Raw genomic sequence first — 12,535 nt, 5'->3', positions numbered from 1 at the left:
TCAAGTGCGCATTGGGGGATAAATATAATGCAGCGAATCGGTGTACTCATCGGCTTGGTGTTTTGTTTCATCAGCGCCGCGTTCGACGTTTATGTTGCGCTGGTCACTCAAACCATCAGCACGTTGACTTTGATTTTTTATTGTTTCATTACCTCAGCCTGCTTTTTTGGTTTATTGGCGTTCTATAAAAATACCGATTTGTTGTGTTCAAAATTTAAAGCCCAATGGCGATTGGTCGTTATCGTCAATCTTGCGGTTCTTCTTAATTGGGGCGGGCTGTTTTATGCGTTGCGTTATCTGGAGCCCGCGGTAGTCGGGGTGGCCTCGGTAGCCTGTGGTCCAGCACTAACGTTGATTATATCGTTGGTGAAAAAACGTAGCGTCAAGGTCGCTCTCGCAGACACGGCGGTTTCCTGGCTAGTGCTCATCTCGGTGGCAATCATGTTGTTCAATTCTTTTATCGGTGAGAGCGGAGTAGTCACTACCACCGGTGGGCAACGTGCGCTTGGTATTGCCAGTGTTTTGGTGTGTGCGCTGGGCACGGTCGTGTACACGATTTTTTCCAGGGAGATGTTTGCTCGCCAATGGACCGTGTACGAGATTCTGGGTATTAGAAATATTGCGATGGTAGGTGTTTGTGCCGTGGCAATACCTTTCACAGGCGCGAGTTTTCTACTCGATGGCGAGCGGGTACCGGCTATCGTGCTCCTGGTAGTGTTAGGGCATTTGCTACCCATTTACCTGATCCAGAAAACGATCTATTACCTCACGCCTATTCACGTTTCCCTGGTTTTGCTGACGCTTCCTGTGTTCGTTTTACTGCTCCAGTACCTGGATGCGAGAGTTGAATTCTCCCTCGCCAGCGTGGCAGCGGTCTCTGTGATTATCTTTTTACTGCTAGGCAGGTCGTTGTATGCATTGAAAAGGAAGGTTTTATGAGAGTCGTCATGGTCGATGGGTTTTCATCAGGGAAGTTCTTGGCCAAGCGTTTAAAAGATGAAGGTTGTGTGCTGGCGCACGTTGCTTCTTCAGAAGCGCTGGACAGCTACTATTACAAAGGTTTTGACTGCGGGCTCTATGAACAGATGATCGTCAACGCAGACGTTGCAACGACATTGGCGCAAGTCCGACGTTTCAAGCCACAGTTCGTTCTTGCGGGTGCGGAAACCGGTGTGCTTCTGGCTGACCACTTGAATGAGCGGTTGCAACTGTCTTATCGCAATCATTTCGACAAAACTAACGCACGTCGAAACAAGTACGAAATGATCCAGTGCATAACTCAGGCGCAACTGCCGGCCGCACAGCAGTTCATCGCTGGCTCTTGGGCGCTTGCGCGAGACTGGATCAGTGAGCACGGACGTTTTCCTGTAGTAATCAAGCCCCTCGAAAGCGCAGGCGCCGATGGCGTGTTTATCTGTGAAGGTATGCACGCCTGCCAGGCTGCCGTGGAACGTCTACTGGGAACGACCAATAAGCTGAATATCCCTAACACGCAGGTCCTGATCCAGGAATATCTGGTGGGGGTGGAGTTTGTGGTGAATATGGTCTCTCTCGACGGGCAGCAGCTTGTCACTGAGGTCGTACGATACCAAAAGCAGCGAACGCCGACTGGCGGGGTTCTCTATGACATTGATGAGCTGATTGGACCTGACTCGCCGGTTTACTCAATTCTGGTCGACTACACGAAAGCAGTGGTGCGGTGTCTCGGCATACGAAACGGCCCCAGTCATGCCGAGGTCATGCTCACCGAAAGCGGTCCGAAACTGGTAGAAATTGCTGCCCGCACTGACGGCATTCTCCGGCCTGATGTTTCAAGAATGACCACTGGCCTTGGGCAGATTGACGCCGTGGTTTTATCCCTCATACAGCCTGAGGTATTTCAGAAACGATTGGAGAGCAAGGTTGATTATCGGCGTCTGCAACACACCTACAATGTTTGTTTGATCAATCGCTCGGAAGGCTGTTTTGAAAGGGACGTGTTTTTGAAAGAACTGCTCAAGCTGGAGTCGTTTTTTGAGGCAGTGTTTTACGTCGAGAGCGGCCAGCACATAGGCGTAACTCAAGATGTGTTCAGTCAGCCCGGCACGGTGTATCTGGTAAATAGCGACCCAGCGGTGATCGAAGCGGATTACCGCAGGATTCGCGCCCTTGAATTGCGGGGAGCTTACCTGGCTAGCGGGTAGTTGCGAGTGATGGATCGCGTAGTTGTTTCATTTTATGAAATGCTCGATTGTATAAGCTGGTCATTCTGCTGACGGTTAGCGCATAGGAAGATTGCAGCCATCGACACGAATACTCGGTCGACAAGCCCATGGAGTCCGTCATGCCCGCAATCAAACTGTATGGTCTCACCCTGTCCGGTCACTCCCATCGGGTCGAGCTGATGCTCTCTCTGTTGGGCCTGCCCATGGAATATATCCAGGTAGACCTCAAGCAAGGCGCGCATAAAACGCCTCAATTCCTCACCACCCTCAACCGCTTCGGCCAGGTGCCGGTGATCGACGATGGCGGGACGATCCTGGCGGACTCCAACGCCATCCTGGTTTATCTGGCCGCCACCTATGGCAACGGCCAGTGGCTGCCCGCTGATCCGGTTGGGCAGGCGCGCGTGCAGCGCTGGCTCTCGGCTGCGGCCGGTCAGCTGCATGCGGGGCCGGCCACGGCGCGTTTGGCCACGGTGTTTGGCGCCGAGGTGGACACGGGCGTGGCGATCAGTCGTGCTCATGCGCTGCTGGCCGTGATGGAGCAACAACTGGGCGAAAGCCGTTTTCTGGCTGGCGACCAGCCGAGCATCGCCGATATTGCGTTCTACACCTACACGGCCCATGCGCCGGAAGGCAACGTGTCGCTGGCCGACTATCCTCAGGTACGCGCCTGGCTCGCCAGCATCGAAGCACTGCCGGGTTTCATCGGCATGCCGCGCACGGCGGCGGGTCTGCAATCACAGTAACCAGCAAGGGGCGTCGATGGACCGTTTTCATGAAATGCAGGTATTCCTCGCGGTGGCCGACGAGGAGGGCTTTGCTGCCGCCGCGCGCCGCCTGAATACCTCGCCGCCCAGCGTGACCCGGGCGATCGCTGCGATGGAACAACGCATCGGCACCCAGCTGCTGTCGCGCACCACCCGCAGCCTGCACCTGACCGAAGCCGGGCAGCGTTACCTGCAAGACTGTCGGCGCATTCTCGCCGAGCTCGATGAGGCCGAGGAAGCGGCGGCGGGCAGTTATTCGATCCCGTGTGGGCAGCTGAACGTCACCGCCCCAGTGCTGTTCGGCGAGCTGTTCGTGGCGCCGGCACTCGCGGATTATCTGGACCGGTTCCCACTGGTGAACATCCATGCCTTGCTGGTCGATCGGGTGGTCAATATGACCGACGAAGGCGTCGATGTGGCCGTGCGCATCGGCCATCTGCATGAGCCAGGGCAGCAGGCGATCAAGGTCGGTGAAGTGCGCCGGGTGGTCTGCGCATCGCCCGACTACCTGGACCGACAGGGGCGACCCCAGCGGCCTGAACAATTGCGTGAAGCCAAGGTCGTTACCTCCTCCTCCAGCCAATTGGTGAGTGAATGGGCGTTTGTCGACGGCGGCCAGCCGCTGGCAGTGCCTATCGAGCCGCGCCTGGTGGTCACCGCGAACAATGCCGCGATCAACCTGACACGCCTGGGTTGGGGAATGACACGGGTGCTGTCCTACCAGGTTGCGGCAGCGGTGGCGGCGGGGGAGTTGGAAGTTGTGCTGCAGGATTTCGAGCCGGCTGCGCTGCCGATCCAGGTGGTGTTCCAGAACAACGGTCGAGTGCCGGCCAAGGTCCATAGCTTTGTCGATTTTCTTACCCAGCGCCTCGGGCAGGATAGCGCCTTGAACCCGGCGATGAAGCAGCGCGACTGATGGAACGTTATCGCGACATGCAACTGTTCGTGGCGCTGGTCGGGCAACCGAGCCTGGCGGCGGCGGCGCGCATTGCGCAGGTCTCCGGCCCGACCCTGGTGCGCGCGATTGCGCGTCTGGAGGCACGTCTGCGGGTGATGTTGTTGCAGCGCAGTACCCGTGGGGTCAGCCTGACGGATGCAGGCCACGCCTATCTGGCCGATTGCGTGCGGTTGCTGGCGGCGGTGGACGCCGCTGAAGCCTCGGCCAACGGCTCGCATGTGCAGGCCCAGGGTAATCTGCGGGTATTTATGCCCTTGCTGTTCAGCCGCCATTTGATGGCGCCGCTGCTGGCCGGCTATATGGACCGCTACCCGGCGGTGCGTCTCGTCGCCCATTACCACGACTATTACCCGAACCTGCACGAAGAGGGGCTGGATGTCGCCGTGCTGGTGGGTGAACTGCCCAGTTCGTCGCTCATTGCACGGCAAGTCGGGCAGGTGCGCAGCATCCTTTGCGCCAGCCCTGCTTACCTGGCGGCCAAGGGCGAGCCGCTGCAGCCGGCTGATCTCAAGCAGCACCATCTGATCGCCGGCGCCGAGCCCGTTCACTGGCAGTTCCCGCACGATGTACTCAAGGCCCGCGCACGCCTGAGTTGCACCACGGTGCAAGGCGCAATCAATGCCGCTGTGCAGGGCGCGGGGGTGGTTCGTTGCCTGAGCTATGCCGTTCACGATCACCTGATGAGTGGTCACCTGCGGCGTATCTTGCCGGACTTCGACCTGCCGCCGCTGCCGGTCTATATCGTCCATCGCGAAGGCCGCCATGCGTCGATGCGCGTGCGCAGTTTTGTCGACTACTGCGTCGTGGCGTTGCGTGAGCACCCGGCATTTCAGTTGGCGTAATGGTGGATTGCCTTGGCTGGGCATTCTCCCCAAAACGGTAGGGGCGCAGCATCGAGGTATCACAACCAGAGGTGGTCGCCATGAACTCGATCGAACAATCTCCGTGGCATGCCGGTGAACGGCAATTGCAGGACAGTGCCGGTGTCGGCGAACGAATGGCCGTGATCGGGCCCAAGGTCATACGCGATCACTTGCCGGAGCAGCATCGCGATTTCTATCCGTTGCTGCCTTACCTGGTAGCGGGCGTGGTGGACGAGCAGGGCATCCCCTGGGCGACGCTGCTGGAAGGCGCGCCAGGGTTTGCGCATTCGCCGGATCCGCAGACGCTGCTGATCGACAGCCTGCCCTCCAACAGCGATCCCGCCCGGGCCGGCATGGTTCACGGTGCGTCTGTCGGGCTGCTGGGCATCGACCTTGGTACCCGCCGCCGCAACCGCATGAATGGTCGGATTGGATCGCTTGATCACGACGGCTTCGCGGTCGATGTGGTGCACACCTTCGGCAACTGCCCGAAGTACATCCAACTGCGGCCCGTCGCCGGGATAGCGCGCAAACCCGGCACCGCCGTCGAGCGCAGCGACCAACTGGACGAGGCCGCGCAGACGTTGATTCGCCAGGCCGACACCTTTTTCGTTGCCAGCTATGTGGACGCGCACGGCGAGCGCTCGGTGGACGTTTCTCATCGCGGTGGCAACACGGGGTTCGTGCGGGTTGAGGGCAACGTGCTGACCATTCCGGATTTTGCCGGCAATCTTTTCTTCAACACCCTCGGTAACCTGCAGGCCAACCCGGTGGCGGGGTTGTTGTTCATTGATTTTGAGCGCGGCGACGTGCTGCAAGTGGCCGGGCGTACTGCGTTGATCCTCAGCGGGCCGCAAGTGGCCGAGTTCGAAGGTGCGCAGCGCTTGTGGACGTTAACGGTGGAGCATGCCGTGCGCCGCCCGGCAGCGTTGGCCTTGCGCTGGCAGTTCGCCGAGTTTTCGCCCCATAGCCTGGCGATGGGCACCTGGTAGCCAGGCGCGGCCTGCCCGGCACAGGCATTCAAATGTGGGAGGGGCTTGCCCCCGATAGCGGCGGTTCAGCTGGCGCATTCGCAGCTAGTGCATCGCCATCGAGGGCAAGCCTCCTCCCACAGGGTGTAGTCAAACCTCGAATCCCCCCGTACCATTCGCACCCCTCGCAGTGACGCGAGGCGCAGCGCCAGGAAGGCTCATCCCCTCGTTGTCCTGACGCCTGCAATTTCCTTTTGCCAGCGTTCGGGATTCGATATGTCTTGCTTCTCCAGGCCCTTGGCCTTGTTCTTGATGACGGCGGCCCTCGCGGGTTGCGGTACCCAACCCGCCTCATTGGTCAGCCAGCCATTGCAACCTGGCCCCCAGGAACCGGTCGCTTATATTGTGGGGTCAATCGGCCCACAGAGCCTCAATGCGTCTCCTGCACCCAACCAGCGCCTTCTGTTTCGCAAGCGCGGTTCTGCGTTTGGCGCCGCAGCGATATGGGTCGGTGCCGGGCAGCAAACACCTCAGGACGTGAAGGATGCGAGCGGTGCGGCGAGCGTATTCGTGCTCGCGCTCAAGCCTGGGGATTATGAGTTTTATGACTTTCAGTTTTTTTCCAGCAGCTATTCACCCACGCTGGGTACGACCTACACCTCGGTGCAAGCGCGAGAGAAATTCAACCTGCCGCTGCGCCTGAAGGCCGGCAACGCCTATTACCTCGGTGAGTTCCGCTCACTGTGCCTGGGCGCCTCCCTCTGTGCCTTTCGCTGGCGTGACCAGCAAGGTCGCGACGAGCCGCTTGCTCGCCACTATGTCCCAGGCCTGCCGACTCTCGAGTTGCTGCCCCTGGATTATCGCAGCGCCGCCCCTTATATCATCGCACCGCAGCCAGAAGGCTCGGCCCGGAACACCCTTGACGAGACACGCCCATGAACCGCCTGACTACCCTCGGCGCCCTGGCGCTGCTGACGGGGTGCGCAACCACCCATACGTTGCCGGAGCGCGCCTTGCCGGATGGCAAGGAGTACCTCAAGCCGATCCACGTCATGATCGATGACCCGCTCAATGCCGCACTCATTCGTAATCAGCTGCGCGAAACCGGCGTGTTTCGCAGCGTCGAGAGCGGCCGCGGCAATGCGGGAGATTATTCGGTGTGGGTACGCTACACCATTGAACGTGATATGCCGCCTTTCCCGGTTGTACTGCTCAGCGCAGCCACGCTGTTTCTGATGCCCCTGTCCGTGAGCATCGACACCACCACCGAATTTTCCCTGCAGCAAAACGGTAAGCAGCTCAAGCAGTACAGCTACCGCAACGTCACCCACAAATATTCCTGGCTCCTGGACGGCCCTGGCGGGATGGAGCCCCAGAACGTTAATCGTGTCACACGTGCCTTTGCTGAGGATGTACAACGCGACGGCCTGGTGCCCGAGGAGCATGCGCAATGATCAGGACTACGCTATTGGCTGTGGCGCTGTTACTCGGCGGTTGCAGTACCGCGCTCAAACCTTTGGACTACAAGGCAGAGCGTGCCTACGTGCCGATGAGCGTCACAATGCCTTCGCCCACGTCGCGGTTCGAGCAGCAGACACAGCGCGAAGTCATCCAACGGTTGCGTGATACAGGCGCCTTCAGTTTTCTGGACGGCGGCGTCAGCAAGACCGGCTACAGCCTGTTGATCGACCAGCGCGGCGGTAAAGGTGCTGGTGTGTTCCCGGCACTGCTTGGCGCATTGACGCTGCTGACCGTGCCGGTGCCATACACCTACGAACGCCAGTTGCACGGCTCGTTGTTCAAGGACGGTCAACTGCTCAAAACCTATGCCTACAAGCGTGGCGGTTGGACGGCCACGACCTGGTACATCCCCATGACCGAGCCCCGCAGCGAAAGCGAAATGCTGAGCGACTTGATGCGTGACCTGGACCATGATCGCTTGATTCCTTATCAGTGACAGCCGCCTGTTCAAATGAGCAATGACGCCTGTTGTTTGGTTTGGATAGGCCGCTGCAAGCGGCGCCGTTCAGATTGCGCTGAGCATTGTTCAGATGAACGCGTCGCGGTTTAGGAATATTCCGATGTAAATCAGCTGAAATAGAAGGACGTTGTTACCTGTTGCCCCTCTGAAATCAGGAACCTTTCTCACCGACTTGCCACGCATGAGGACTTGCCGGATGCAATAACCGACGGTGACGGTTGGCAAGTAATGTTTGTTGAATCGCAATAAGAGTTACCCCTGCGATTCCCTTCCTTTTATTAATGAGGCTAAACAAGATGGTCACGCTCAACACGTCGAACAACGGGCAGGTTTATTCCGCCTATGCAACTTCTGAACAGCTCGATAAAACACGCGATCAGCCCACCCCTGACCGATTGAATCGTTTCGGGCAACTGCCAGCACAGAACGCGGTTGGCCGAACTTCCCCGTCAAGCGGGAATGACCAACGTATGGCTGAGCTGTTGATGTTACTCGGTACGCTCATCACCACGCTCAAAACATGGATGGACCAGGAAAACGCGCCACCTGCGCCACAGCCCCCCGTGGCCGTGATACCCAAACCACCCGTGACGGTGATTCCCAAACCGCCGGTTGATGTGGCGCCAGCCCCTGAAACCGTGCGGCCCAGTAAGCAAGTATGGAAAGAACGATTGGCGCCGTTCATGAACCGATCGGATCTGGCCCGCAGTCGCAACGCTTTCGATACCGAACTTATCGACATGTTTTCCGATAAGAACACCGAGCCGACGAACACGTTTTTGTCGGATAAAGCCAAAGGGCAAAAGCCCGACGATATCCGCAACGGGCTGCGCGCCACGTACGAGAATTATCCCCTCATGGGCACGACAGGCAGAGAGGAGCACGTCGCCGCGATCAAGGTGGCCATGGCCACCTTCGGACAAAGCCCGGCTGGGGTTTTCGAGGAGGTCGCCAAGAGTGGAGATGGCTATAACGTGACGATGAAAGACGGCTTTAAACTGCACATCACCCGTGAAGAGCTTCAACTGTCGGCCAAGGCGGCGAAATTCAGTGGCGGTGACGAAGGCATGGTCAAGGATGCGCAGTTTCTGTTTGGCGTAATGAGCAAGCGTCAACACGTGGAACTGGAGCGCAACAACGCGACGGACCGTTTTTTCAGCCTGTATGACAAAGACAGTGCCTACCATGCCCACCGTACTTATCCGGGTGTGCTGGCCGCAGCAGGGCACGGCATCGACGGCGACACGGCGTTGTCGTACCTGGGGCTGAAAGAGCATATGCAGGTCGTTGATGCCGGAGCATTGGGCGCGCGCGTCGGGGTGCCATTGGACAAGGGTGCGAGAAACAAGAATGGCGCTGTCTTCGCCGGAAGTATGGAAGGGCAGTTATACAATAAACCGGTTGCGCCAGCATTGAAGGTTGTAACGCTGCGCGGTTAAGTCGAGTCAGACCACTTTCTAAAGCTGTTTATTTGATTAAAACACGGGGCCTTCATGTTCATGGCGCTGACGTCTCGTGCGCCTTTTTCAAGCCCGTTATGCGAGTGATTGAGATGCTAGTGTCTAATGTTAATTATGCTGTTGCAGGCTTTGCCGAAGCGAGTCATGCGATTATTTCTCCACGTTCTTCCATTGAGGCTGCGCCGGCCGGAACAACCGAACAGTTAAGTCGCCTGGTGGGTGAGTTGGAGCGTTTGTTAGCGCTGTTGTCCGCGCGGTTTAAACCCACAGTCGAAGTAAAACCTGCGCCTTATGATAATAGTTCAGTGAATGAACGGCGCGTCGATAATCGGGAGCAGTTTCTAAAAGGAACACCGCAGAATACGGGGGTCAAACCCGATGATATTTTCCAGGACTTCTATCAGCTGACTGAAGGCAACTGCGTGACCGTATCTGCCATTAAAGCCGCCATGATGAGATTCGGTCACAACCCTCACGGCATCTACAAGTCCATTGACGCCACCGACGCCGGCTATCGGGTCGTCATGCGTGACGGGTTCAAGCTGGACATTACGCACGAGGAATTGAAACACGCCAGGACCGGCGCGAATTTCGGCACCGCCCGGTCTAATGATGTGCTGGTCAACGCGCAGTTCCTGTATGCAGTCAGTGCCAAGCGCGCGCAGCTGGAAAATAACGACGGCGTCGCCGGTCAGAGCTTTGCCGCTGCGATGGACAGCTTGAATGATGGCGAGTATCCGGGGCAGGCGCTGCGCCGCCTGGGCTTGAAGGACTTCGTTGCGCCCGCGACCTTGAGGACTTTCGCAACGGCGCTATCGGCACGATCGCCAGCGGGTCGCATTCAATGGTGGTCGTGGACGGCTTTCTGGATCGCTATGGGGACAAACGGCAACTGGATGACCACAACTGGAGTCGTTCCGCCGTTGGCCTGAGGCTGCTCTAGCGCATAACCGCCAGGCTCGGCGGTGCGCCCCACGCACCTCCCAGTGCGGTATACACATTCACCTGCGCGACCAGTTGCGCCAGTCGATCAACAATCAGCGCCTGCTGTGAACTGAACAACGAGCGCTGTGCGTCGAGGAAGGTCAGGTTGCTGTCGACGCCACTGCGGTAGCGGTGCTGGGCCAGGTCGTAATAACGCTGGTTGGCGGCGACGAAGTCGCGTTGCGCGTCCAGTTGATCGTTGTAGGTCTGGCGCGCCGCGAGGCCATCGGCGACTTCCTGAAAGGCGGTCTGGATGGATTTTTCGTACTGCGCCACCGTGATGTCCTTTTGCAGCCTGGCGTAATCGAGGCTGGCGCGCAGGCTGCCGGCGTTGAAGATCGGCAGATTGATTTGCGGCTGAAACGTCCAGGTACCCGCGCCGCCCTTGAACAAACCGGAAAGTTGCGTGCTGGTGCTGCCGGCGTTGGCCGTCAGCGTGATCGACGGAAAGAACGCCGCACGGGCCGCACCGATATTGGCATTGGCCGCCTGCAACTGCAGTTCGGCCTCAAGAATGTCCGGGCGTCGCTGTAAAAGGTCCGAGGGCAGGCCGGCAGGCACGCTGGCCACCAGGTCGTCGGACAGGGGACGCGAGGGCAGGTTGGCATCCACCGGGCCACCGACCAGCAGGGTGAGGTTGTTGAGGTCCTGGGCCACCTGGCGTTCGTAGCGAGCCACGCTGGCGCGGGTGCTGTCCACCGCCGTGCGCGCTTGCACCACGTCCAGCGCCGAGGCCTTGCCTGCGGTTTTGCTGCGCCGGGTCAGCTGCCAGCTGTGGTCGTTGGCGGCCAGGGTCTGCTCGGTCAGGGCCAGCAGTTCCTGGTCGGCACGCCAGGTCAGGTAGGCGTTGGCGACATTGGCCACCAGGCTCAACTGCGCGCCACGCCGGGCCTGTTCGGTACCCAGGTAAGTCAGCATGGCCTGTTCGCTGAGGCTGCGCACGCGGCCGAACAGGTCCAGTTCATAAGCGCTCAGGCCCAGGGTCGCCGAGTAGCTGGAGGTGATCGCCGACTTGCCGGTACCGGTCACGCTGCCCGGCAACTTCTGACGTTTGCCGGCCCCCGTGGCCGATACCGCCGGGAACAGGTCGGCGCGCTGGATGCGGTACTGCGCCTGGAACGCCTGCACATTCAGCGTCGCTACCCGCAGGTCGCGGTTGTTGACTAAAGCAGCGCCAATCAACTGTTGCAGCGCCGGGTCGTGGAACAGCTGCTGCCAGTCCGCTGTGGGTGGCAGGGCGCCGGCCTGCGCCTGGCGGTACACGCCGTCCTGGGGATAGTGCGCCGGCACCGGTGCGTCGGGCCGTTGGTACTCAGGGATCAGCGAACACCCGCCGAGCATCCAGGCCACGCCAACGGCGGTGAAGATCCGGTTGTGCATCAGGCGCCCACCATCCATTTGGCCAGACCGTGTCGGCCACTCACGCCAAGCTTGGCGGCGGCGCGCTTGAGGTAGGTTTCAATCGAGCTGTTTTTCACACTGAGTTTTTCCGCGATCTGCGGCACGGTGCCGCCTGTCAACAGGCCCAGGCAGACCTCCTGCTCGCGCGCCGACAGGGTGATGTCACTCAGCGACAAGCGCTTGTAGAACTCACGCTGCAATTGCGATTGCTCCAGCACGGTGTGCCCAGGCTCCCCTTCGGTCTGTGGCGTCTGGCGCAGCAGTTGGGCATGGCGCTCCATCAGCGGCAACAGGGTGTCGGACAGGCATTTGAGAAACGACAGCTGCGCCAGGGAAAAGCCACGTTCGGCAGGCGGGCGGTAGAACGAAATCACACAGCGTCGATGGCCCTGGCGCGAGACCAGGTTGCATTGATGCGAACTGCCACGCGGGTGGGCGCTGTCGGCCTTGGCCTTCATCTGGATCAGCAGCGGGTCCTGCATGTGCAGCATCTGTTGCAGCAGGGGATGGTCGTCAAGCGCGTGCAAGGTCTGGGGGGCGGGCAGGTCCTGGTTCAGGCCGGCGCTGCCCAGCAGCTTGATCTCGAGCACGCTGTCACGCAGTTCATCAAGGCTCCACTCGCTGAGGTCGACCAAATGAATGGGTATCCATTTGTCCACCAGATGCAGCATGTTGGCAGCGAAATTTTCCTGGCCGCTGCTTGAAATAAGTTCGCCCATTTCGGCGTAGAAATGTGGGCTCTGGGTGTCGTCAATACTGCGGGTCAGACTCATAGCCATCTCATCCTTGATGTCGAAAACCGTCAACGGGTGCCCTGGGTCTGTTCGGGGCGCTCCGTACTGCTTGAACGTAACTCGGCGTTCGAGATTTCATTTAGCCATATCGATTTATCCTGCGTATGTAGCGGAAACGAGGGACATACGCTGCCATAAAATCTGCGTCATTA

The 12,535-nt window shown here is 59.2% G+C and carries 13 protein-coding genes; 11 read left to right on the top strand and 2 right to left on the bottom strand.

Annotated features, from left to right (window positions below; genetic code table 11):
• Window positions 1-27 precede the first annotated feature (27 nt).
• From SC318_RS16875 to SC318_RS16825, 11 genes are all read left to right on the top strand, one after another.
• Window positions 28-939, top strand: coding sequence for an EamA family transporter (locus SC318_RS16875; protein WP_320427720.1), 912 nt, complete (start codon window positions 28-30; stop codon window positions 937-939).
• The gene (locus SC318_RS16870; protein ID WP_320427719.1) at window positions 936-2,183 is read left to right on the top strand and encodes an ATP-grasp domain-containing protein; all 1,248 of its coding nucleotides are present in this window, start codon (window positions 936-938) and stop codon (window positions 2,181-2,183) included. The genes SC318_RS16875 and SC318_RS16870 overlap by 4 nt, the downstream gene beginning before the upstream one ends.
• Window positions 2,184-2,323: 140 nt before the next feature.
• Window positions 2,324-2,950: a glutathione S-transferase family protein gene (locus SC318_RS16865; RefSeq protein ID WP_320427718.1), complete on the top strand. Its 627-nt coding sequence runs from the start codon at window positions 2,324-2,326 to the stop codon at window positions 2,948-2,950.
• Between the two features lie 16 nt (window positions 2,951-2,966).
• Window positions 2,967-3,887 carry a LysR family transcriptional regulator gene (locus SC318_RS16860; protein WP_320427717.1) on the top strand — a complete coding sequence of 307 codons (921 nt, stop codon included), beginning with the start codon at window positions 2,967-2,969 and terminating at the stop codon, window positions 3,885-3,887.
• The gene (locus tag SC318_RS16855) at window positions 3,887-4,771 is read left to right on the top strand and encodes a LysR family transcriptional regulator (RefSeq protein WP_320427716.1); all 885 of its coding nucleotides are present in this window, start codon (window positions 3,887-3,889) and stop codon (window positions 4,769-4,771) included. The genes SC318_RS16860 and SC318_RS16855 overlap by 1 nt, the downstream gene beginning before the upstream one ends.
• A gap of 80 nt (window positions 4,772-4,851) precedes the next feature.
• Window positions 4,852-5,784 carry a pyridoxamine 5'-phosphate oxidase family protein gene (locus SC318_RS16850; RefSeq protein WP_320427715.1) on the top strand — a complete coding sequence of 311 codons (933 nt, stop codon included), beginning with the start codon at window positions 4,852-4,854 and terminating at the stop codon, window positions 5,782-5,784.
• Between the two features lie 255 nt (window positions 5,785-6,039).
• Window positions 6,040-6,702, top strand: coding sequence for a hypothetical protein (locus SC318_RS16845; protein WP_320427714.1), 663 nt, complete (start codon window positions 6,040-6,042; stop codon window positions 6,700-6,702).
• Window positions 6,699-7,217: a hypothetical protein gene (locus tag SC318_RS16840; protein ID WP_320427713.1), complete on the top strand. Its 519-nt coding sequence runs from the start codon at window positions 6,699-6,701 to the stop codon at window positions 7,215-7,217. The genes SC318_RS16845 and SC318_RS16840 overlap by 4 nt, the downstream gene beginning before the upstream one ends.
• Window positions 7,214-7,720 carry a hypothetical protein gene (locus SC318_RS16835; RefSeq protein ID WP_320427712.1) on the top strand — a complete coding sequence of 169 codons (507 nt, stop codon included), beginning with the start codon at window positions 7,214-7,216 and terminating at the stop codon, window positions 7,718-7,720. The genes SC318_RS16840 and SC318_RS16835 overlap by 4 nt, the downstream gene beginning before the upstream one ends.
• Before the next feature lie 320 nt (window positions 7,721-8,040).
• The gene (locus tag SC318_RS16830) at window positions 8,041-9,183 is read left to right on the top strand and encodes an RAD23 family protein (RefSeq protein ID WP_320427711.1); all 1,143 of its coding nucleotides are present in this window, start codon (window positions 8,041-8,043) and stop codon (window positions 9,181-9,183) included.
• A 119-nt stretch (window positions 9,184-9,302) separates the two neighbouring features.
• On the top strand, window positions 9,303-10,136 hold the full coding sequence (locus SC318_RS16825) for a hypothetical protein (protein WP_320427710.1): 834 nt from the start codon (window positions 9,303-9,305) through the stop codon (window positions 10,134-10,136).
• Between the two features lie 7 nt (window positions 10,137-10,143).
• Here SC318_RS16825 and SC318_RS16820 read toward each other — a convergent pair whose 3' ends face one another.
• The gene (locus SC318_RS16820) at window positions 10,144-11,568 is read right to left on the bottom strand and encodes an efflux transporter outer membrane subunit (protein WP_320427709.1); all 1,425 of its coding nucleotides are present in this window, start codon (window positions 11,566-11,568) and stop codon (window positions 10,144-10,146) included.
• Entirely contained in the window at window positions 11,568-12,362 is a 795-nt protein-coding gene (locus SC318_RS16815) for a helix-turn-helix transcriptional regulator (protein ID WP_320427708.1), read from the bottom strand. The genes SC318_RS16820 and SC318_RS16815 overlap by 1 nt, the downstream gene beginning before the upstream one ends.
• Window positions 12,363-12,535: the final 173 nt, after the last annotated feature.

Source organism: Pseudomonas sp. MUP55, assembly GCF_034043515.1.
Classification (GTDB): Bacteria; Pseudomonadota; Gammaproteobacteria; order Pseudomonadales; family Pseudomonadaceae; genus Aquipseudomonas.
The sequence above is the reverse complement of the archived record's forward strand: the minus strand, read 5'-3'. Positions and strand labels throughout refer to the sequence as shown.